General features: G+C 73.0%; 18 protein-coding genes and 1 pseudogene. 7 read left to right on the top strand and 12 right to left on the bottom strand.

Going from position 1 to position 19,918, the window contains the following annotated elements; translation table 11 throughout:
• From Cco03nite_RS15810 to Cco03nite_RS15800, 3 genes are read right to left on the bottom strand one after another with little or no spacing between them, the layout of a single operon-like run.
• Window positions 1–1,227 carry a cytochrome P450 gene (locus Cco03nite_RS15810; RefSeq protein ID WP_203692847.1) on the bottom strand — a complete coding sequence of 409 codons (1,227 nt, stop codon included), beginning with the start codon at window positions 1,225–1,227 and terminating at the stop codon, window positions 1–3.
• Between the two features lie 16 nt (window positions 1,228–1,243).
• A complete protein-coding gene (locus Cco03nite_RS15805; protein WP_203692846.1) occupies window positions 1,244–2,851 on the bottom strand; it encodes an FAD-dependent oxidoreductase in 1,608 nt (535 codons plus the stop codon).
• Window positions 2,852–2,909: 58 nt separating this feature from the next.
• Window positions 2,910–4,802, bottom strand: coding sequence for a glycoside hydrolase family 15 protein (locus Cco03nite_RS15800; protein ID WP_239167404.1), 1,893 nt, complete (start codon window positions 4,800–4,802; stop codon window positions 2,910–2,912).
• 307 nt (window positions 4,803–5,109) lie between these two features.
• Here Cco03nite_RS15800 and Cco03nite_RS15795 point away from each other — a divergent pair, with 307 nt between their 5' ends.
• A complete protein-coding gene (locus Cco03nite_RS15795; protein WP_203692844.1) occupies window positions 5,110–5,517 on the top strand; it encodes a hypothetical protein in 408 nt (135 codons plus the stop codon).
• 10 nt (window positions 5,518–5,527) lie between these two features.
• On the opposite strand, the gene Cco03nite_RS15790 is transcribed toward Cco03nite_RS15795, so the two are convergent.
• Window positions 5,528–6,418 (bottom strand): hypothetical protein, encoded by an 891-nt coding sequence (locus Cco03nite_RS15790; RefSeq protein WP_203692843.1) that lies wholly within the window; start codon window positions 6,416–6,418, stop codon window positions 5,528–5,530.
• Window positions 6,419–6,520: 102 nt separating this feature from the next.
• On the opposite strand from Cco03nite_RS15790, the gene Cco03nite_RS15785 reads away from it, so the two are divergent.
• Complete coding sequence (locus Cco03nite_RS15785) at window positions 6,521–7,528, top strand: LacI family DNA-binding transcriptional regulator (protein ID WP_203692842.1); 1,008 nt, start codon at window positions 6,521–6,523, stop codon at window positions 7,526–7,528.
• 6 nt (window positions 7,529–7,534) lie between these two features.
• On the opposite strand, the gene Cco03nite_RS15780 is transcribed toward Cco03nite_RS15785, so the two are convergent.
• Together Cco03nite_RS15780 and Cco03nite_RS15775 are read right to left on the bottom strand one after the other, a co-directional pair.
• Window positions 7,535–7,849, bottom strand: a complete 315-nt coding sequence (locus Cco03nite_RS15780) for a ubiquitin family protein (protein ID WP_203692841.1) — start codon at window positions 7,847–7,849, stop codon at window positions 7,535–7,537.
• A gap of 92 nt (window positions 7,850–7,941) precedes the next feature.
• Window positions 7,942–8,802, bottom strand: a complete 861-nt coding sequence (locus Cco03nite_RS15775; protein ID WP_203692840.1) for a hypothetical protein — start codon at window positions 8,800–8,802, stop codon at window positions 7,942–7,944.
• Between the two features lie 528 nt (window positions 8,803–9,330).
• Between Cco03nite_RS15775 and htpG the strand changes: the two genes are divergently transcribed.
• Entirely contained in the window at window positions 9,331–11,202 is a 1,872-nt protein-coding gene (gene htpG, locus Cco03nite_RS15770; protein WP_203692839.1) for a molecular chaperone HtpG, read from the top strand.
• Window positions 11,203–11,341: 139 nt separating this feature from the next.
• On the opposite strand, the gene eno is transcribed toward htpG, so the two are convergent.
• Both eno and Cco03nite_RS15760 read right to left on the bottom strand, forming a co-directional pair.
• Window positions 11,342–12,631, bottom strand: a complete 1,290-nt coding sequence (eno, locus tag Cco03nite_RS15765) for a phosphopyruvate hydratase (protein ID WP_203692862.1) — start codon at window positions 12,629–12,631, stop codon at window positions 11,342–11,344.
• 75 nt (window positions 12,632–12,706) lie between these two features.
• Window positions 12,707–13,534, bottom strand: a pseudogene (locus Cco03nite_RS15760) (MerR family transcriptional regulator); the annotation flags it as partial.
• A gap of 141 nt (window positions 13,535–13,675) precedes the next feature.
• Between Cco03nite_RS15760 and Cco03nite_RS15755 the strand changes: the two are divergent.
• Window positions 13,676–14,068, top strand: coding sequence for a DUF302 domain-containing protein (locus Cco03nite_RS15755; protein WP_203692838.1), 393 nt, complete (start codon window positions 13,676–13,678; stop codon window positions 14,066–14,068).
• 16 nt (window positions 14,069–14,084) lie between these two features.
• Here the strand turns inward: Cco03nite_RS15755 and Cco03nite_RS15750 are convergent, their stop codons facing one another.
• A complete protein-coding gene (locus Cco03nite_RS15750) occupies window positions 14,085–15,548 on the bottom strand; it encodes a M81 family metallopeptidase (protein WP_203692837.1) in 1,464 nt (487 codons plus the stop codon).
• Between the two features lie 86 nt (window positions 15,549–15,634).
• Between Cco03nite_RS15750 and Cco03nite_RS15745 the strand changes: the two genes are divergently transcribed.
• Window positions 15,635–16,333, top strand: a complete 699-nt coding sequence (locus tag Cco03nite_RS15745; protein WP_203692836.1) for a copper homeostasis protein CutC — start codon at window positions 15,635–15,637, stop codon at window positions 16,331–16,333.
• A gap of 4 nt (window positions 16,334–16,337) precedes the next feature.
• On the opposite strand, the gene Cco03nite_RS15740 is transcribed toward Cco03nite_RS15745, so the two are convergent.
• Together Cco03nite_RS15740 and Cco03nite_RS15735 are read right to left on the bottom strand one after the other, a co-directional pair.
• Complete coding sequence (locus Cco03nite_RS15740) at window positions 16,338–17,000, bottom strand: response regulator transcription factor (RefSeq protein WP_203692835.1); 663 nt, start codon at window positions 16,998–17,000, stop codon at window positions 16,338–16,340.
• Complete coding sequence (locus tag Cco03nite_RS15735) at window positions 16,997–18,148, bottom strand: sensor histidine kinase (RefSeq protein ID WP_203692834.1); 1,152 nt, start codon at window positions 18,146–18,148, stop codon at window positions 16,997–16,999. The genes Cco03nite_RS15740 and Cco03nite_RS15735 overlap by 4 nt, the downstream gene beginning before the upstream one ends.
• A 162-nt stretch (window positions 18,149–18,310) precedes the next feature.
• Here Cco03nite_RS15735 and Cco03nite_RS15730 point away from each other — a divergent pair, with 162 nt between their 5' ends.
• Window positions 18,311–18,829, top strand: coding sequence for a DUF1772 domain-containing protein (locus Cco03nite_RS15730; RefSeq protein ID WP_203692833.1), 519 nt, complete (start codon window positions 18,311–18,313; stop codon window positions 18,827–18,829).
• The gene (locus Cco03nite_RS15725; protein ID WP_203692832.1) at window positions 18,826–19,287 is read left to right on the top strand and encodes a hypothetical protein; all 462 of its coding nucleotides are present in this window, start codon (window positions 18,826–18,828) and stop codon (window positions 19,285–19,287) included. The genes Cco03nite_RS15730 and Cco03nite_RS15725 overlap by 4 nt, the downstream gene beginning before the upstream one ends.
• Before the next feature lie 60 nt (window positions 19,288–19,347).
• Here the strand turns inward: Cco03nite_RS15725 and Cco03nite_RS15720 are convergent, their stop codons facing one another.
• The gene (locus tag Cco03nite_RS15720) at window positions 19,348–19,902 is read right to left on the bottom strand and encodes a snapalysin family zinc-dependent metalloprotease (protein ID WP_203692831.1); all 555 of its coding nucleotides are present in this window, start codon (window positions 19,900–19,902) and stop codon (window positions 19,348–19,350) included.
• Window positions 19,903–19,918 lie beyond the last annotated feature (16 nt).

Raw genomic sequence — 19,918 nt, 5'->3', positions numbered from 1 at the left:
TCACGCGGGCAGGACGGCGTCGTAGGCGATCCGCAGGTGGATCGGGCCGCGCAGGATGGGACTGGGCCGGTACGGGGGCGGGTCGGCGACCAGGCGGGGGTTCTGCAGCCGCTTGGCGAGCTGGGTGAGCGCGATCTGCGCTTCCAGCCGGGCCAGCGGCGCGCCCAGGCAGTAGTGGATGCCGCCCGCGAACGACAGGTGCACGTTGTCGGGCCGGTCGGGATCGAAGCGGTCCGCGTCCGGAATGCATTCGGCGTCCCGGTTGCCCGAGGCGAGCATGACCGCGATCGGATGGCCCTTGCGGACGGTGGCGTCGCCGATCTCGATGTCGTCGACCGCGGTCCGCAGCGGCAGGATGTGCACCGACGGCTCGTACCGCAGCAGCTCCTCGACCATGCGGATCGCGAAGCGCGGTTCGGTGCGCAGCCGCTGCAGCTGGTCGGGGTGGCGCTGCAGGGTCAGCCAGCCGTTGGTGATCAGGTTGACCGTGGTCTCGTGCCCCGCGATCAGCAGCAGGATCAGCGTGCTGAGCAGGTCGCCGCCCTCCAGCCGTCCGTCGGGGCCGTCGTCGGTGACGAACCCGGAGATCATGTCGTCGCCGGGTTGGGTGCGCCGCCGCTGCGCCAGTTCGAGCATGTAGTGCGACAGCTGCTGCATGGCGTCGTTGCGCTCCTGCAGCTGCTCGGGCGTCGGCCTGGTCAGCGCGTTGACGATCGGGTCCACCCAGCCGCCGAACGTCGCCTGGTCCTCGGCCGGGACCCCCAGCAGCTCGGAGATGACGGCGACCGGGAACGGGTAGGCGACCTCGTCGACGAGGTCGGCCTCCGGCTTGCCGGCGATCTTGTCGATCAGCTCGGCCACGACGGCCGAGAGCTTCGGGGTCAGCTTGTCGATGCGGTCGGGCCGGTGCGGCGGGCCGAACTGCCGCATCACCGTGCGGCGCAGGACGTCGTGCCGGGGCGGATCGGTGCGGATGAAGGCCGGCGCCATCCCGCCCGGCCCCTCGGCGGGCGGCAGCTTGTCGGCGAACTCGGGCAGCAGGTTGTTCGGGTCGGAGCTGAGCCGCGGGTCGTGCATCAGCGCGTAGATGTCGCGGTACCGGCTGACGACGAACGTGCCGTCCTCCTCTGCCCACACCGGCCGGGTGCGCAGCTGCTCGTACAGCGGCCACGGGTCGGCCCGGTTGGCGAAGTCGAGGATCTGGTCGTACAGGGTCGGCTGGGTCATCGCGTTCGGCTCCTGCTCAGCGCCGGCGGGCAGCGCGGACCAGGGTGGCGCGGCGCTCGCTGGGGTCGTGGCCGGTGACCACGACGGTGGCGTCGCGGCCCGGATAGGTCATCGCCGGGAACTCCGCCGGCACCGGCGTGCCGTCGGCCGGCGGGTCGGTCAGGTGGTACGGCGGCGGGAACGGCGCCGCCTGCTCGATCAGCTGCTGGTAGAAGTCCAGCCACTTGCCCTGGTTCCAGCTCACCGCGCCGACGACCCGGCCCTTGTAGCCGTACGCGGCGACGAACTGGCGCTTCTCGACCGAGCCCTGGGTGATGGCGATCTGGTCGGCGATCGGCGGCACGCCGACCGACTTGATGTTGTTGCCGAACTGCAGGGACCAGAACGCCGACACCTCCAGGTGCGGCCACCGCTCGGTCTTCGTGCTGATCATGTTGTGGGCGGCGACCTCGGCCTGGGTGACCGAGTTGCCCCAGTGCTCCATCGCCAGGAACTGGTAGCCGAACATCGGCTGCGGCTGGCGGGCCACGTCCCCGGCCACGAACACGTCGTCGGTCACCAGGCCGTTGGCGTCGAACGCCCGGCAGCCCGCGTCGCAGGCCACGCCCCAGACGCCCACCGCCAGGCCCGAGTCGTGCAGCCACTCCACGTTGCGGATGCCGCCCAGCGCCACCACGGCCACGTCCACCTCGATGGTGGTCCCGTCGGACAGCACCGCGCGGCGCAGCTTGCCGTCCTCGCCCTGCAGCGACTCGACCCTGACCTCGGTGCGCAGGTCGACGCCGTGCTCGCGCATGATGCCCGCCGCGATCCGGCCGATCACCCCGCCCAGCGCCCCCGCCAGCGGAGCCGGTCCGGCCTCGGCCACGGTCACCGGGATGTCCAGCTCGGCGCAGACCGACGCCATCTCCGAACCGGTGAACCCCGAGCCGATCACCAGGACCCGGCGCGGCCCGGCCGCCAGCCGCTCGCGCAGGCCGGCGGCGTCGGCGCGGGTGCGGATGGTGAACACGCCGTCGAGCCCGGCCTCCTCCGGCACGAACCAGGGGCGCGCGCGCACGCCGGTGGCGATCAGCAGCCGGTCGAACCCGACCTCCTGCCCGTCGGCCAGGCTCACCACGTTGCGCTCCAGGTCGAGCCCGGTGGCCGCCACGCCCAGCTTCCAATCGGCGCCGATGTCGCGCCGCCGCGGCAGGCTGGTGTCGGCCGAGGCCGCCCAGCCGGTCTGCACCTGTTTGGACAGCGGCGGCCGGTCGTAGGGCTCCAGCGCCTCATCGCCGATCATGGTCAGCGTGCCGGCGAAACCGTCGGCGCGCAGCTGCTCGGCGGCCTTCAGGCCGGCCAGCGACGCCCCCACGATCACGATGCGGCCCTCGCGGCGCAGCCGGTCGTCGCCGTCGGCCACCGCGGCCCGCGGCGGCGGCGTCGGCAGATCGGCCATGTCGACCTGCAGCGCCTGCACCGGGCACGCCGCGGCGGCCCGCAGCACCTTGTCCTGCAGCTCGTCCGGCGGCGCGGGATCGAACATCAGCGCCTCGTCGCCGACCATCCGGAACGCCTCAGGCGCCAGGAACGCGCACTGCGCGTATCCCTCACATTTCGTCAGGTCCACCACCACCCGCATACGAGAGATCCTCCCATTCGGTGAGGGCGCGGATGAGCTGTTCAGGCAGGGTGCCGCGTCAAATCTCCTGCATCAGCTCGGCCAGGATGATCCGCGCGGCCGCCTCGATCAGCGCCAGGTGCGAGAACGCCTGCGGGAAGTTGCCCAGGTGCCGGCCGTTGGCGGTGTCGAACTCCTCCGCGTACAGCCCCAGCGGTGAGGCGACCGCCAGCAGCCGCTCCATGAGATCGCGGGCGCGCTGCATCTGCCCGACCGCGGCCAGCGCCGACACCAGCCAGAACGAGCAGATCAGGAACGTGCCCTCCTTGCCGCTCATGCCGTCGTCGGTCTCGTCGGTGCGGTAGCGCAGCACGAACCCGTTGTCGGTCAGCTCCTCGGCGATCGCGTCGACGGTCCTGCCCAGCCGCTCGTCGTCCGGCGGCAGGAAGCCGAACAGCACCGCCAGCAGCGTGGACGCGTCGAGGGAGTCGGTGGCGTAGTGCTGCCGCAGCACCCCGCGCTCGCTGACGCCGTTGGCCAGGATGTCGGCGCGGATCTGCTCGGCCGTGGCCCGCCAGGCGGCCGCCTGGGTACTGTCGCCGCGGATCTCCGCCAGCGTCGCGGCCCGGTCCAGCGCCACCCAGCACATCAGCTTCGACGACACGTAGTGCTGCGGCTCGCCGCGGGCCTCCCAGATGCCCTGGTCGGGCTGCTGCCACACCCGCGAAGCGCACTCGGCCTGCGACTGCACGATCGGCCACAGGCGACGGGGCAGCCGGCGACTGTGCCGGGTGTGCAGCAGGATCGAGGCCAGCACGGCCCCGTACACGTCGTTCTGCCGCTGGTCGAAAGCGCCGTTGCCGATGCGCACCGGCCGCGCGCCGTCGTAGCCCGACAGGTCCTCGCGGGTGGTCTCCGGCAGGTCGCGGCGGCCGTCGATGCCGTACATGATCTGCAGGGAGCCGTCCTCGGTCGCCTCGACATCGGCGATGAACTGCATGAACTCGTCGGCTTCCCAGTTGAGGTTGAGCCAGTGCAGCGCCTTGAGGGTGAAGGTGGTGTCGCGCATCCAGGTGAACCGGTAGTCCCAGTTGCGCTCGCCACCCGGCGTCTCCGGCAGCGAGGTGGTCAGCGCGGCGACGGTCGCGCCGGTCGGCATGTAGGTCAGGCCCTTGATGACCAGGGCGGAGCGCTGCAGCGGATCGCGCCAGCGGTGGTCGGGCACCCGCGCCCCGGCCAGCCAGGTGCGCCAGTAGTCGGTGGTCTCCTCGATCATCGCGTAGGCGCGTTCCTCGTCGGGCGGGGTGCTGCCGGGCGCGGCCCAGGACAGCAGGCAGTACGCGTTGTCGCCCGCGCGCAGCACGTGCTGGCCGCGGACCCGCCCGCCCTCGACGCCCAGGGCCAGGTCCGAGTGCAGGCGCAGGGTCTGGCCGGCGCCGTCGGCCACCGCGATGGAGCAGTCCCCCTCGGCCAGCGTCCAGGTCGCCGGCGTCCGGCCGTAGTCGAACGCCGGTTCGCAGATCAGCTCCAGCTGGACCTCGCCCTTGAGGCATCGTGCGGTGCGGACCAGCAGGTGGGCCGCGTCGTAGTCGGACGGTGGGCGGGTGTGCGGGGTGACCTCGCAGTCGCCGGTGCGCTCGGTGACGATCAGGGCGTCGGTGACCACCAGCCAGCCCGACGGGGTGCGCCACGTCGTCTCCAGCACGTTGGTGCCCGGACGGTAGTAGCGGGAGGTCGGGTGGGCGATGCCGTACGGCGCGAACCGGAACGTGCCCGCCTCCCGGTCCAGCAGCGCGCCGAACACGCTGGGGGAGTCGAAGCTGGGCACGCACAGCCAGTCGACCGAGCCGTCGGCGGCGACGAGCGCGCCCGTGTGGCAGTCGGACAGGAACGCGTACTCGGCGATCGGCGGGAACGGCGAGACCGCACCGGCGGCGGGCGGTGCGGCGGCGGCCGTGTCGACGGCGGTCACGCGGCCACCACCCGCACGGCGACCGTCCTGGTGCGTGGGCTGTCGTGCAGGAGCTGCATGGTCGGTTCCTCGGATCTGCGTCGTTGACCCTTCGATGTTATGGGCTGTTTTAGCCGTATAGATGGCAATTCGCGCTGTACGGTGAATGATCTTCGGTTGCGGGCTGCCGGCTCGTGGCCCGTGTCCGGGCGCTCGGCCGGGTCGGGTGCGGACGGCGTGTTTCCTTGGCGAAGGGCGGGCGACCGGGCAGTCTGTAGCCCGTGTTCGGCGGGGCAGCGTCGACGCCGTTCCACGGAGGATGGGGTTCATGGACCTGGCGCAGGAGTACGTCCGTCGCTATCTCGTCTCGCAGCGCGAGGCGGAGGGCAGGCTCGCGGACGAGGTCGGCAAGCTGGAAGCGGTCGGTCACCGGATCATCGACGGCGGGCAGACCGGCCCGAGCACCTGGATGTACACCGACTGGCTCACCGGCGAGGTCATCGCCAGCGGCGGCGGCGACGAACCGGACGACGACGTGTTCGACGAGCTCGACCCCGACGGCATGTTCATCCACATCGACAACGTCGCGCGGCACCCGGCGCACCCCGACAACCCCGGCATCCCGGAGAGCCTCGCCGACGCGCTGCGGGACTGGGTCGACCTGCTGAAGACGACCGACGAGGACATCGCCCGGTTCGTGGGGTGGAGCGCGAACGACGTCGCCGCCGCCCGGTAGCCGGCAACGCTCAGCCGAGGCCGAGGCGCTGCAGTGCGAGCATCACGAAGCCGCGCAGGGCGCGGTCCCAGCCGGGGACCGCCTCCAGATCGTCCCGGCCGGACGCCTCGACCAGGATGGACAGCGCCTGCTCAGGCAGCGCCTCGCCGTCCCGGTACGCGCAGGCGACGGCCGCGGTGACGGCCGTCGTCGTGGTGCCGGAACGGATCAGCTCGCGCAGCCTCCGGTCGACGCGTACGTCCGCAGCGGGCGTGTGCGCCAGGGCCAGGTTCGCGCCGGCCCTGGGCCGGGTGCGGTGCTCGGGCACCGCGACCAGCGCGGACACCACGCCGTCGGTGGCCTCGAACCAGGCGACCAGGGCCGCGGCGTGGGCTGCCACCAGGTCGTCGGGGTCGGACACCCAGCCGGTGATCGTGGTCAGGCAGGCCGAGGCCGCGAAGTAGCTGTCGGCCGCCCAGCGCACCGCCGCCGCGTCCAGTATTCGACACTCGTCGTCCGACAGCTCCTCCTCGTCGTAGAACCGCTGGAGGAGCCCGTCGTGCTCCGGGCCGTCGAACGCGTCGCCTGCCGCGAACGCCTCTCGTGGGTCGAACGGCAGCCCGTCGTCGCGCCGGTCGCCGATGGCGATCCTGTGCAGGAGTCCGACGACAGCGGCGCGGTCCGGCGTCTCGGGGTCGTCGACCAGCGCGACCAGGAACGGCACGACCGCGTGGCTGGCCTGCCATCTGGTGCCCTGGTGGTAGACGTTGCCGGACAGGCATGCCAGCGCATCGGCCCGCCGGTCCTCGTCGCGGCTGCGCAGTGCGCGGAGCTGGTCGGGCACGTCCGTCGCCGGGCCGTAGGCGTGGTGGAGCCGATGCCACGCCACGGCGTCGACACCGGCCAGTGGGCCGTCACTCATCGTCGGGAGTCTACGTATCGCGCGTGAGCTGCTTCCCGTGAGAGCGCTCTCGCCCTTATCGTCGAATTACCGCAAGGACGCGGCGGAGGGTGCAGGTACCACATGAGCAGGTCCAAGCCGACGATCGATGACGTCGCGAGGGTGGCCGGCGTGTCCCGCGCCACGGCCTCGCGTGTGATCAACAATGCGCCCGGCGCGTCCGGGCCGTTGCGGGTGCGGGTGCAGGAGGCGGTGGCCCGGCTCGGCTACCGGCCCAATGAGGCGGCCCGTGCCCTGGCCTCCGGCCGCCCGCGGGTGGTCGACGTGATCGCCGTCAGCTGCGACCTGCCCGGCGGCTGGCTGGGCTCGAATCCGTACTACGGCCGGGTCCTGGCCGGGATGATGCCGCTGCTGGAGGGCGTGGGCGCGCAACTGCGGGTGCACGCGCTGACCCATGAGTCGGCTGCCGGGGCGCTGGACGAACTCGCCGCCAACGTCACGCTCGGCGCGGTGCTGTCCGACATCACCCCGACTCTCGCGGCGCGGTTCCACCGCCGGTGCCGCCGCGTGGTCTCGCTGGTGCCGACCGCGGCCACGGTCCCGGCGATGGTCGCCGACAACATCGGTGGGGCGTACGCGGCGGTCACGCACCTGCACCGCCTCGGCCGCCGCCGGATCGCCGCGATCCACGGCCCGCTGATCAGCACCTGCGCCGCCGACCGGCGCATCGGTCACCTGCGCGCCGCCCAGCAGTTGGGGCTGGCCGAGGTGAGCGCGGACGCCGCGTTCACCCGCGAGGGCGGCTACCGCGCCGCGCAGCGGCTGCTGGAACAGCACCCGGACCTCGACGCGGTGTTCGTGGCCTGCGACCTCATGGCCGCGGGCGTGGTGCAGGCGTTGACGGCCGGTGGCCGGCGGGTGCCCGAGGACGTCAACGTCATCGGGTTCGACGACAGTGTCGCGGCGGTCTGCGCGAACCCGCCGCTGACCACGATGCGCCTGCCCGTGGAGGAGATGGCCGCCGCCGCGGTGCGGCTGCTGCTGTCCGGCGACGTCCCGCCCGGCCACCGTGAGCTGTTCCCGGCCGAACTCGTCGTCCGCCAGAGCACCGGGAGTCCGACGGTTGGGTGAGCCGCGTCAGCCCTGGTCGTGGCGCTGGAAGCTTTCGCCGGCATGGTCGGGGTCTGCGTAGACCTTGAGCGTGCCGTTGGGGTATGCCGCGAACGGCAGGATCACGCCGTCGGGGCATCGGTGCAGGAACATCAGGGTGGAGCCGACCACGACGAACGAGTGCGCCTCGTCGGTCGTGTCGACCGGCCCGTGCTCGGCTCGCCAGTCCTGGGCCCGGTCGGCGCTGCCGGGCTGCGAGGCGGTGTCGTTGACCTTGCCGATGAGATCGTCCACGGCGGACCGGTCCAAGATCTCGATCTGCAGGTTCCGCAGCTGTCCCATCGCGTTCCTCCCAGGTCGCACGCCCCTCAATGTCGAAGGCTAGGCGGCCCGGCGACACCCGGGAGCGGAAAGCGCGAACCGGCCGAAGGGGATCATCGGGCGGGCCGGGGCTGACCGGCGTCGCCGCCCTGCGGCGCCACCGATACCGAGCGTCCCGTCGGAAGGGCCAGCAGCTGCATCACGAGGGCGAGGGCCGGCGCGCCGATCGAGGTCAGCGTCGCGAAGGTGAAGTAGCCCGGCGTGATCGGCCTGGCCGGGTCGAGCTGTGTCGCCTGGACGGCGACCACGCCGGCGATCATCACTCCGGCGATGTAGACGTAGGCGGTCACCAGCACCGTGATCTCCGAGGTCTCCGTGCGCGGCCGCCGGACGTACTGGCCCGCCAGCGACCGCAGGAGCAGCAGGAGCGTGATGCCTTCGAGAACGGGCAGGTAGTAGTGGTTGATGACGGTCGGCAGCCAGTCCGGTCGCCGCCGCGCGAGTTCGGCTCCCACGTCGTCGACGTAGCCGCGAACCGTGGCCGACAGGTAGAAGATCACGATGAAGCCGACGAAGTAGGTCGCGAACAGGGTGACCCGGGTGGCCCGCCGCGATTCATGGTCGTACTGGTCGATGAGCCAGCACAGCCCGCCGAACATGCTCAGCACGCCGAGACCCAGCAGGCCGCCGGCGGCGAGCACCACGGTCCGCCCGCGAGCACACGAGGTGTCGCCCGACGCGACCCCGAACAGGAAGGCGGCCATCAGCAGCGCGAGAAAGGAGCCGACGAGCAGGACCAGCGCCTCGGTACGCCGCCCCGGTTCGACTCCGCTCGGCAGCCGCGACGGCTCGGGCTGCACGCTGATCAAGACGATCATCCCCGCGAACACCAGACCGGCCAGCACGCCGGCCAGCTGCGAGTTCAGCGGCGCCGCCGTGAGCGGACTCCCGTCGAAGGCGCAGGTCGCGGTCATGGCTTCGATTATCGGCCGCGTCGGGCCGCCCCGATGCCACGCCTTCGCGGATTCGGCGATCGTCGGCAGCCCCGATCCCGGACAATCGGTCATGGCGAACCGGGCTCGCGTACGACGAGGGCGGCGCGCCGCCGGACGGTCGGCCTACGGGACGTCCGCTCGGATCCGACCGGCGATATCGGAGACGATCTGATGGCGAGCAAAAGAGCACTGGCAGTCGGTATAGCGACCGGAGCGGCCGCGGTGGGGGCCCTGCTCATCCGCGCCCGCCGGCACCGGATCGGCCGCGCCGAAACGGGCACGCATGCCACCATGACCGATCCGATCGGCGACAACCGGGTGGCGGAGAGCATCCTCCAGAGCGGCGGCCGCAAGGACACCGTGAAACCGTCCCGCTCCGGCCGGGAACGGCAGCGGACCTGACCGCGAAGCGCCCGTGTCCGGCGGCCCGCCGAGTTGCCCCACCCGCTGCCTTGATGCTAAATCTCGTTGGCGCTCCAGCAGGGAGAGTGCCAACGCAGATAGGGGATGTCGGTGGGTCAGGTCGAGACGTTCGAGTTCCAGGCGGAGGCTCAGCAGCTGCTCCAGCTGGTGATCCACTCCATCTACTCGAACAAGGACGTGTTCCTGCGGGAGCTGGTCTCCAACGCCTCCGACGCGCTGGACAAGCTGCGCCTGGAGTCACTGGTCGACAAGGAGCTCGACGCCGACACCAGCGACCTGCACGTCGAACTCGCCGTCGACCGCGAGCAGCGCACCCTGACGGTGCGCGACAACGGCATCGGCATGACCCGGGCCCAGGTCGTCGAGCTGATCGGCACGATCGCCCGGTCCGGGACGGCCGAGTTCGTCAGCCGCTGGCAGCAGGCCAAGCAGGACGGCACCGCCGAGCTCATCGGCAAGTTCGGCATCGGGTTCTACTCCGGTTTCATGGTCGCCGACCGGGTCGTGCTGGTGACCCGCCGCGCGGGGGAGACCGAGGGCACCCGCTGGGAGTCCGCCGGGGCCGACACGTACGAGATCTCCACGGTCGCCGACGCCCCCGCGGGCACCTCCGTCACGCTGCACCTCAAGCCGGCCGACGAGGACGACCACCTGCACGACTACGCCGACCCGGCGGTGCTGCGGCGGATCGTCAAGCGCTACTCCGACTTCATCGCCTGGCCGATCCGGATGCGCGAGCCGGAGGCGGATGCGGCCGAGACGCTCAACTCGATGAAGGCGCTGTGGTCGCGGGCCGCCGCCGACATCAAACCGGAGGAGTACACCGAGTTCTACCGGCACGTCAGCCACGACTGGACCGACCCGCTCGAGACGATCCACCTGCGCGCCGAGGGCGCCCTGGAGTTCGACGCGCTGCTGTTCCTGCCCGCGCACGCCCCGTACGACCTCTTCACCCGCAGTGCCCGCCGCGGCGTGCAGCTCTACATCAAGCGCGTGTTCATCATGGACGACTGCGAGGCGCTGCTGCCGGAGTACCTGCGCTTCGTCAAGGGCGTCGTCGACTCCGCCGATCTGTCGCTCAACGTGTCCCGCGAGATCCTCCAGCAGGACCGGCAGATCCAGACGATCCGCCGCCGCCTGGTCAAGAAGGTCCTCGGCACGCTCAAGGACATGCTCGCCAAGGACCCCGAGCGCTACACCGGCTTCTGGCGCGAGTTCGGCCAGGCCGTCAAGGAGGGCCTGGTCAACGACCCTGACAACCAGGCGGCGATCCTCGACCTGGTGCAGCTCGCCTCTACCCGTGACCCGGCCCGGCCGGCCACGCTGCGCGAGTACGTCGAGCGGATGAAGCCCGACCAGACCGAGATCTTCTACCTGGTCGGCGAGCAGCGCGCGACCCTGGAGAACTCGCCGCACCTGGAGGCGTTCACGGCGAACGGCGTCGAGGTGCTGCTGCTGGACGACCCGGTCGACGCGATGTGGGTCGACATGGTCGGCGACTACGACGGCAAGGCGTTCGCCTCGGCCAGCCGCGGCGAGGTCGACCTGAAGACCGAGTCCGACCAGGCTCCGGCCGCCGAGGAGTACGCCGGGCTGCTGGCCTGGATGGGCGCCCGGCTGGCGGAGAAGGTCAAGCAGGTGCGGCTGAGCACCCGCCTGACCACCTCGGCGGCCTGCCTGGTGTCGGACGCGCTCGACGCGTCCCCGGCCCTGGAGAAGCTCTACCGGGCGATGGGCCAGGACCTGCCGAAGGCCAAGCGCATCCTGGAGCTGAACCCGCAGCATCCCCTGGTGGAGAAGCTGCGCGCCGCGCACGACGAGCGCGGTGACGACGACGTGCTCGCCGAGACCGCCGAGCTGCTGCACGCGATGGCGGTGCTCGCCGAGGGCGGCGAACTCGACGACCCGGCCGGGTTCACCCGCCGCCTCGCCGACCGGCTTTCGCGCACGCTCTGACGTGGGACGATGCGGGTGGCCGCCAGGCCACCCGCATCCCGGCCCGATACGGCCCGTCCGCGGGGAAGCGGTCGGGACGGGCCGTAGCCGGGCACGGGACGAGCCGTGGGTCGGCACGGGCTGCACCTCGACCCGCGGGTCAGGCCGGCCGGTTGCGGGTGAGGCTGCGGGCGCCGGCGTACACGGCGCGTTCGCCCAGCTCCTCCTCGATCCGGAGCAGCTGGTTGTACTTCGCGGTGCGGTCGCTGCGCGACAGCGAGCCGGTCTTGATCTGCCCGCACCCGGTCGCCACGGCCAGGTCGGCGATGGTGGTGTCCTCGGTCTCCCCGGACCGGTGCGACATCACCACGCTGTACCCGGCCTGCCGGGCGGCCGCGACGGTCGCCAGCATCTCGGTCAGCGTGCCGACCTGGTTGACCTTCACCAGGACCGAGTTCGCGACGCCCCGGCTGATGCCGTCGCGCAGCAGCTCGACGTTGGTGCAGAAGACGTCGTCGCCGACCAGCTGGCAGCGCCCGCCGAGCCGGTCGGTGAGCAGCTTCCAGCCCTCGGCGTCGTCCTGGGCGACACCGTCCTCGATCGACACGATCGGGAACCGCTCGACCAGCTCGGCGAGGTGGTCGACGTGCTCGGCGACGGTGCGCACCCGGTTCTCGCCCCGGTAGTGGTAGGCGCCGTCACGGAAGAACTCCGACGCGGCGGGGTCCAGCGCGATCGCGACGTCGACCCCGGGGGTGTAGCCGCTGTCGCTGATCGCGGCGCTGACGAACGCCAGGGCCTCCTCGGCCGTGTGCAGCAGCGGCGCGAAGCCGCCCTCGTCGCCGACGCTGGTGTGGTGCCCGGCGGCCTGCAGCGTGGCCCGCAGCGTGTGGAACACCTCGGATCCCATCCGGACCGCTTCGGCGAACGTGGCCGCGCCGACCGGGGCGATCATGAACTCCTGGAAGTCGAGCGGATTGTCGGCGTGCGCGCCTCCGTTGACGATGTTCATCAGCGGCAGCGGCAGGGTGACCGCGTCCGGCCCGCCGAGGTAGCGGTACAGCGGCTGCCCGGCCGACGCCGCCGCGGCCCTCACGACGGCCAGCGAGACGCCGAGCGTCGCGTTCGCGCCCAGCCGGGACTTGTTCGCCGTGCCGTCCAGCTCGATCAGTGTCCGGTCCACGGCCGCCTGGTCGCGGCCGTCGAGTCCGGCGACCGCGTCGGCGATCTCCCCGAGCACGGCGTCGACGGCGCGGCGTACGCCCTTGCCGTGGTAGCGGCCGGTGTCGCCGTCGCGCAGCTCGACGGCCTCGGCGATGCCGGTCGACGCGCCGGACGGTACGGCCGCCCGGCCCAGCGAGCCGTCGTCGAGCAGGACGTCGACCTCGACGGTCGGGTTGCCGCGGCTGTCGAGGATCTCCCTGGCGTGCACGGTGTCGATGGCGGTCATGTGACTCCTCGGATCGGGATGGTCGGCGAGCCAGCGCAGCACCTGCTCGGCGTGCAGGGCCGGTTCGGCCACCGGATGGAACACGTGCTCGACCACGCCGTCGTTCACGATGAGCGTCAGCCGCCGGTAGTAACCGGCTCCGGCGGCCTCGAAGGTGGGCAGCCGCAGCGCCGCGGCCAGGCTCAGCCGGGGATCGGCCAGCAGCGGGTACGGCAGGCGCAGCCGGTGGGCCAGCTCCCGCTGGTGTCCGGTCGGCTGCGCGGACAGGCCGTACACCTGGTCGCAGCCGGCGGCCAGCAGGTCGGCGTGCACGTCCCGGAACCCGCACGCCTGCACGGTGCAGCCGCGAGCGCCCGGGATGTCGTCCCAGCCGTCCGGCATGGCGACGCCCGGCCGGCTGGTCAGCGTGTACACGAACAGCACGACCCGGCGCCCGCCGAACGCGGCCGGCCCGACGGCCGTGCCGCCGGTGGCCCGGAACGTCAGCTCGGGCAACGGCGCGCCGACCAGGCCCGACGGGTCGTCGCCGGTGGAGGCGACGCGGCCGGTCAGCCGCGGAACCCCGTGCCCGGCGGCGTCGACCAGCGACAGCAGCGCGTCGCGCTGGCCGGTCAGCCGCTCGATCCGCTGCTCCAGCCCCGCTATCGCCCGCCGGTAGGTGCTCAGCGCCGCCGGGTGGGCGGCGTCGCCGTCGCCCAGGGACTCGACGAACGGCCTGGTCTCCTCGACGCTGAAACCGAGCGCGGTCAGCGTCCTGATCTGCTCGACCAGGCGTACCGAGATCGGGTCGTACTCCCGGTAGCCGTTGCCCAGCCGCCGGGGCACGACCAGCCCCGCCGCTTCGTAGTAGCGCAGCGCCCGGACCGTGGTCCCGGTGCGGTGCGCCAGTTCACCGACTCGCACGTCACGACCGTAAACCTGTACCTGCGGGTACAGGTCAAGCGAGCGGCGCGGGTCACCGCGCCCGGTGGACCGACATTGCCGTCATACCGGAACCGATAGGACACGTAGACTGCGGAAAGCCCAGCTGAACGGAGGAGCAGCATGACTTCGGGCCTGACTTCTCGCCGTAGTGCCGACGGCGTCGACCAGACCGTCGCGGCCATCCGCCAGGAGGCCGAGTCGCGCGGCGCGACCGTGTTCGCCGTCGTCGACCATGCCGAGGCCGCACGACAGGCCGGCCTGGAGATGCCGGACACCCAGGTCGTGATCCTGGGCAGCCCGAAAGCCGGAACACCGCTCATGCTCGCCGTTCCGGACCTGGCCATCGACCTGCCGCTGCGGATCCTGGTGCGGTCCGACGGCGGTGCGGGGTCGGTCGTCTCCTGGCAGGAACCCGGTTTCGTCGCGGAGCGGTTCCACCTGGCCGAGGATCAGCTGAAGGCTTTCGCCACCCCGTCGGTCCTGGTCGCGGCGGTGCTCGACCGGCAGCAGTGACGCGGTTCCGGGCGGATCAGCCGGTCACGACGGTGAGGTCGGCGGTGAAGTCGCGGTCCAGCGGGAACATCGGCCGCACGACGTGGTGGTACGGCAGCCGGGCGAGATCCTGGTCCACGCCACCCGGGGTCAGCGCGAGCAGCCAGTCGCCGGCCGCGTCGAACAGCTCCGGCTCCAGGTAGCCGATCTTCACCACGACCACGTCCACGGCCCCGACCGCGACCCCCAGCCGGGCGTACGACTCCAGCAGCCGGTACTGCATCCGCCGCGACGTGACGAACACGCTGAGCCCGCCGACGCGCACGCTGACGCACCGCCCGCCGTCGGGATCGTCCGCGACCGCCTCCAGGACCCCGTCGAGCAGGAGCGGACCCGGCTCGCGGGCGTCGATGCGCCCGCCGGCAGTCACCCGCACGGCCGAGCCGAGCGGCAGCTCCGCGACCTGCGCGACAGCCTGCGGGTCCACCAGCGACGCGAACACGGCCCGCCGCGCCCCGTCGCGGATCTCCGGCCGCGCCAGCATCCGCTCCAGCGCGAAGGTGACGTCGTCCGCGCCGCCCGCTCCCGGGTTGTCGCCGGAGTCGCTGATGAAGAACGGCCGCCGCGCCGGGTCGGCGACCGCGGCCAGCGCGGTGTCGAGGCACTCGTCCATGGTGCCGGTCGGGGCGACGAACGCGAAGTCGTCGCGGGCGGCCCAGAAGTGCTCACCCAGTTCGCGGGCCGCGTCCGCGGTCGCCGTGGCGTCGGCGCCGGTGACCACGACCGCGCCCTGGCACCGCGCCTGGTCGGCCCAGGCGTACCCGATCCAGATCGCCGCGTCGACGACGCCGTCGCGGGCCTCGATCTCCGGGATCCTCGCGTAGAGGCCGCGGGCCGGCTCCTCGCGGGTGCTGGTCATCTCGCCCGGCAGCAGGATCGGCACGTGCACCAGGGCCTTGTGCGGCCGCTGCCCCCGGCGCAGCGCCTCGACCAGGTTGCGGGCGGCGCGCTCGCGGGTCTCCCACACGTCGACGTGCGGGGCGGTCCGGTAGCAGGTGAGCAGGTCGCATCCGTCGAACAGCACCTGGGACACGTTGCCGTGCAGGTCCATCGCCGCCGACACGTACGGCCGCGGTCCGAGCACCGAGCGGATGGTGGTGATCAGATCGCCTTCGGCGTCGTCGCGGCCGACGACGCTCATCGCGCCGTGGAAGTCGAGCAGCATGCCGTCCAGCGAGCCCGCCGCGGCGAGCCGCTCGGCGATCTCGGCGGCCCAGGCCTCGTACGCCGCCGGCTCCACGGCTCCGCCGGGCAGGGCTCGGGCGTGCACGAGCGGGACCCACTCGACGTCGGCGGCCCACGGCAGCGCGAGCCAGTCGTAGCGCGCCAGCAGGGCCTCGCCGCGGGTGACCTCGAAGTCGTCTGCGCCGCTCAGGTGCGGTGAGAACGTGCTGGACTCGATGTGGACGCCGCCGATGGCGATACGCAGGGGGTGGAGCATGGTTTTTGATCATAGCTGCTGAAAGCAGTCGAAATGAACAAGGGCACCTCCGGCTCGCCTCCGGCACCGGCGGTACGTTCTTCCGCGTGACCACGGTGGAGATCTGCGTGAGCGACGTGCCGACCGCGCTGGTGGCGGAGGCGGCGGGAGCCGACCGGCTGGAACTGTGCGCCGACCTCGGCCAGGGCGGCACCACCCCCAGCCTGGGCGCGGTCGAGGTCGCGCTGCGCACGCTGCGCCACGCGGGGGTGCGGGTGATGGTCCGGCCCCGCGGCGGCGACTTCCGGGTGAGCGAGGTCGAGGAGCAGGTCATGCTCGCCGACATCGCCGCCCTGCGCGCCCTGCCCAACCCGCACGGGCTTCCGCTCGGCGTGGTCGTCGGGGCCGTGACCGGCGACGGCGGCCTCGACCTGCCCGTCCTGCGCCGCCTGATCGAGGCGGCAGGGCCGCTGCCGGTGACCGTACACAAGGCCTTCGACGAGGTCGGCGACCAGCTCAGGGCGCTCGACGAGATCATCGAACTCGGCGCGGACGCGGTCCTCACCTCCGGGGCGGCCCCCACCGCGCTCGACGGGGCGGCGCGCATCGCCGCGCTGCGGGAGCGGGCCGGTGACCGGCTGCGCGTCATCGCCGCGGGCGGCGTCCGCTCGCACAACGTCCGGCAGGTGCTCGCCGCGACCGGGGCCCGGGAGCTGCACCTGCGCGCGCCCGTGCGGCGCGACGGCCGGGAGGCCACCGACGCCGACGAGGTGCGCCGGGTCGTGGCCGCCGTCCGCTCCGCCTGATCCGCTACTGCGTGCCGGGGCGGATCAGGCCGGTCTCGTACGCGATGACGACCAGCTGCGCCCGGTCGCGGGCGTCGAGCTTGGTGAGCAGCCGGCTGACGTAGGTGCGGGCGGTGTCGGGGCTCAGGTGCAGCACCGCGCCGATCTCGGCGTTCGTGCGGCCGGTGCCGACCTGCGCGAGCACGTCGCGTTCCCGCTCGGTGAGCCCGGCCAGGCGTGTCGCGTCCTCGACCGGCGTGCGAGCGGCGGCGTCCAGCACGCGGCGGGTGACCGCGGGCGACAGCAGCGCGTCCCCGCCGGCGACGGTGCGCACCGCCTCCCGCAGCGCGTCGGGCGTGGTGTCCTTGAGCAGGAACCCGGCCGCCCCGGCCCGGATGGCCTCGAACAGGTACTCGTCGTCGTCGAACGTGGTCAGCATGACGACGTGCACCCGGGACAGGCGCGGGTCGGCCAGGATGCGGCGGGTGGCCTCGATCCCGTCGAGGCCGGGCATCCGCACGTCCATGAGCACCACGTCGGGGTGCTGGTCGCGCACCACGTTCACCGCCGCGAAGCCGTCGCCCGCCTCGCCGACGACGGTGATGTCGGGCGCGCGTTCCAGCACGGCCCGCAGCCCGGTGCGGATGAGGTGCTGGTCGTCGACGAGCACGACCCGCAGTTCGCTCATCGGGGGCCTCCCGGCAGCGGCAGCTCGGCGTGGACCCGGAAGCCGCCGGTGTCCGCCGGGCCGGCGTCGACCGTGCCGCCGAGCAGCGTGACCCGTTCGGCCATGCCGCGCAGGCCGTAGCCGTGCTCGTCGTGCCGGCTGTGCGGGTCCGGCCCGCGCCCGTCGTCGATGACGTCCACCGACAGCAGCGTACGGCCGACGGCGACGCTGACCTCGGCTCGCCCGGCCCGCGCGTGGCGCAGCACGTTGGTCAGCGCCTCCTGGACCACCCGGTAGGCGGTCGTGCCGACCACCGCGGGCAGGGCCCGCAGGTCCCCTTCGACGTGCAGCTCCACCGGCAGGCCGCCGCCGCGCACCCCGTCGACGAGGGCAGGCAGGTCGCCGATGCCCGGGTCGGGATGCCGGGGTCCGGTGTCCCGGCGCAGCGTGCCCAGGGTGGCGCGCAGCTCGGACATGGCGCTGCCGCCTGCGGCGCGGATCGCGGCCAGGGCCGTGAGCGCGTCGTCCTTCGCGTCGTCGGCCAGCGCCTCCTGCGCCACGGCCGACTGCAGGGTCACCACGGACACGGCGTGGCCGAGCGTGTCGTGGACCTCGCGGGCGATGCGCAGCCGCTCGGCCTCCACCTGCCGGGCGGCCTCGGCGCGGCGCTCGTCGGCGGCGGCCGCCGCCTGCCGGGCCAGCTCGGCGCGCAGCGCCCGCCTGCTGCGCACCGCGTCGCCGAGGGCGAGCACCGCCGCCATCAGCGCGGCCTGCGAGCCGAGGTCGACGCCGAGCACGATCGACGGGTCGTCGCCCTCGGCCAGCCGCGCCCCGATCGACGCGGCCAGCAGCGCGGCGGCCATGACGGCGGCGGCCCGGACCCGGCCGGCGTCGGCGGCGACGTACAGCACCGCGGCGGTGTGCGCGGCCAGGCCGACGGGTGCGAGGTCGAGCATGTAGTAGGCGACCACCCCGGCCGCCGTGGCGGCGAGGGCGGGCACCGGGTGTCGGCGGGCCAGCAGCGGCAGCGCCCCGAACCCGGCGGCGGCCAGGTAGCCGCCGACCAGCTGCGCGGTTGTTCCGCCATGCGTGGCCACGGCGGCCGCGACCAGGACGAACGTGCCGGCGGCCAGGAGCGCGTCGATGCGGGTCGGTCGGTGGCCAGGCACGTTCCGAGCCTAGATCGCCGCGGGCCGGTGCGCTGTCGCCCGGAGGCGACACCGGGTCGCGCTTCCAGGCGGCAGACGCGGCCCGGCGTGCGGCCTAGCGTCGTCGGCGACCTTGACCACCGCGCCGGGCCGGCGCGGCGAACCCCTGGAGGAGAAACCCTCATGTCCCTGACCCGGCCGACCTGGGTCGCGCTGATCGCGCTGGTCTGGACGTCGATGCTGTCGTTCGGCGGTGTCGCCGCCGAGACGGTGATGCTGTACCCGAACATCTTCGCCGACCCGCCCGCCTCGCTGGAACGCGCCCGCGAGTTCGTCGTCGCGGGTGGCCCCAGCGACTACTTCCCGCCGCTGGGCGCGGGCGTGGTGCTCAGCAGCGTCGCCGCCCTGCTGCTGACCTGGCGCCACCCGCGGCTGCGCTGGTGGACCGCGGCCGCCGCGGTGACGTTCTTCGCCTGCGAGTTCGTGTTCTCCGCGGTGTTCTTCTGGCCCCGTAACGAGATCATGTTCGTCGACCCGCTCGGCACGCACAGCGCCGCCGAGCTGCGCCAGGTCGCCGCGGAGTTCGTCGCCGGGCACTGGGTACGCGTGGCCGGCGGGGCCGTGACCGCGGTGCTCGCGTTCACCGCCCTGCTGCGCTGGGCCCGCACCGCCCCGCCCGCGCGGGCAGGGGCCGAGCGGTGACCGGCCGGGTGCGCCCGCTCGGGTTCTCGTGGCCGGTGCTGGTCGGGCTGGCCGCGCTGGCCGCACCGCGGGTCGTGCTGCACGACCTGGACCTGGTGCGGGAGGGGACACCGGTCAACGCGCTGCTCGTGTTCGGGCCGCTCGCCTGCTGGCTCGCGGCGGTGCTGTGGCGGCGGCCGCCGCGCCCGTTCCTGACCGTCGTGGTGCTCGGCGCGCTCTACGGCGTGTTCCTCGCGGCCGGGCACCAGGTGCTGTGGGACGCCGCGTTCGGCGGGGCCGGCCCGTCCCTCGGCGGCAACCTCGCCGACGTCGACCCGGCGGTGCAGGAGGTGCTGCTCAGGGCGGCGGCTGTGCTGTCGAGCCTGGTCACCGGTGTGGTCGTGGGGGTGCTGACCGGGGCGGTGGCGGTGCTGCTGTGCCGTTTCGTGCCCGCTCGCGACCGGGACCCGGCCGCCTGAGCGGACCGCGGGCGGGGACGGCAGGGCGGGTGAGGCGCCGCCGTCCCCGCCCGCGGGTGGCTAGGCGCGGTCCTCGCGCCAGCCGGCGGTGACCAGCGCGCCGCTCGCGAACAGGTTGTTGACCTTGGTTATCTCCTGCGCGTTGGGGAAGGCGCTGGTGCAGGAGGTGCCGGCGCTGCTGCCGGACATCAGCTCGGAGCAGACGCCGGTGCGCCGGTCGGGCAGGCCGAGGATGTGGCCCAGTTCGTGCGCGGCGATGCGGGTCGGGTTGTGGCCCTCGGCGGTGGCCTGGCGGCCCATGTAGATGGTGCCGTTGCCCAGGGAGTTGACGTAGGCGCGCGGCCAGTTGTTGTCGGCGTACACGCGGATGTTGAGCGGGCGGCCCGAGGTCCAGCGCTCCAGGCGTACGTTGGTGACGCGGGCGTTCCAGTTGGCCGCGCCCTGGTGTACGGCGTTGACGAATTCGGCGGCCTGGCTGGCGTCGTAGTAGAGCACGCGTACGGCGGCGGGTGCGGGCGCCGCGGTGGCGGCGCCGCTGCCGAGAAGCTGGCTGGACACGGTGATCGCGAGCGCGGCGAGGGTGGCCGCGGCGATCCGCGCGAGGTGAGATCTCATGCGCACACCATGCCGT

It is taken from the genome of Catellatospora coxensis (assembly GCF_016862635.1).
In the GTDB taxonomy this organism is placed as follows: Bacteria; Actinomycetota; Actinomycetes; order Mycobacteriales; family Micromonosporaceae; genus Catellatospora; species Catellatospora coxensis.
This window is presented reverse-complemented; position numbering and strand designations above follow the sequence as displayed.

Coding starts and splice junctions, on each gene's coding strand:
- eno (WP_203692862.1), bottom strand. CDS start 12,631: ATGACCGCCATCGACACCGTGCACGCCAGGGAGATCCTCGACAGCCGC.
- Cco03nite_RS15775 (WP_203692840.1), bottom strand. CDS start 8,802: ATGACCGCGACCTGCGCCTTCGACGGGAGTCCGCTCACGGCGGCGCCG.
- Cco03nite_RS15730 (WP_203692833.1), top strand. CDS start 18,311: ATGTCCCTGACCCGGCCGACCTGGGTCGCGCTGATCGCGCTGGTCTGG.
- Cco03nite_RS15780 (WP_203692841.1), bottom strand. CDS start 7,849: ATGGGACAGCTGCGGAACCTGCAGATCGAGATCTTGGACCGGTCCGCC.
- Cco03nite_RS15755 (WP_203692838.1), top strand. CDS start 13,676: ATGACTTCGGGCCTGACTTCTCGCCGTAGTGCCGACGGCGTCGACCAG.
- Cco03nite_RS15785 (WP_203692842.1), top strand. CDS start 6,521: ATGAGCAGGTCCAAGCCGACGATCGATGACGTCGCGAGGGTGGCCGGC.
- Cco03nite_RS15750 (WP_203692837.1), bottom strand. CDS start 15,548: ATGCTCCACCCCCTGCGTATCGCCATCGGCGGCGTCCACATCGAGTCC.
- Cco03nite_RS15795 (WP_203692844.1), top strand. CDS start 5,110: ATGGACCTGGCGCAGGAGTACGTCCGTCGCTATCTCGTCTCGCAGCGC.
- Cco03nite_RS15740 (WP_203692835.1), bottom strand. CDS start 17,000: ATGAGCGAACTGCGGGTCGTGCTCGTCGACGACCAGCACCTCATCCGC.
- Cco03nite_RS15805 (WP_203692846.1), bottom strand. CDS start 2,851: ATGCGGGTGGTGGTGGACCTGACGAAATGTGAGGGATACGCGCAGTGC.
- htpG (WP_203692839.1), top strand. CDS start 9,331: ATGTCGGTGGGTCAGGTCGAGACGTTCGAGTTCCAGGCGGAGGCTCAG.
- Cco03nite_RS15810 (WP_203692847.1), bottom strand. CDS start 1,227: ATGACCCAGCCGACCCTGTACGACCAGATCCTCGACTTCGCCAACCGG.
- Cco03nite_RS15790 (WP_203692843.1), bottom strand. CDS start 6,418: ATGAGTGACGGCCCACTGGCCGGTGTCGACGCCGTGGCGTGGCATCGG.
- Cco03nite_RS15720 (WP_203692831.1), bottom strand. CDS start 19,902: ATGAGATCTCACCTCGCGCGGATCGCCGCGGCCACCCTCGCCGCGCTC.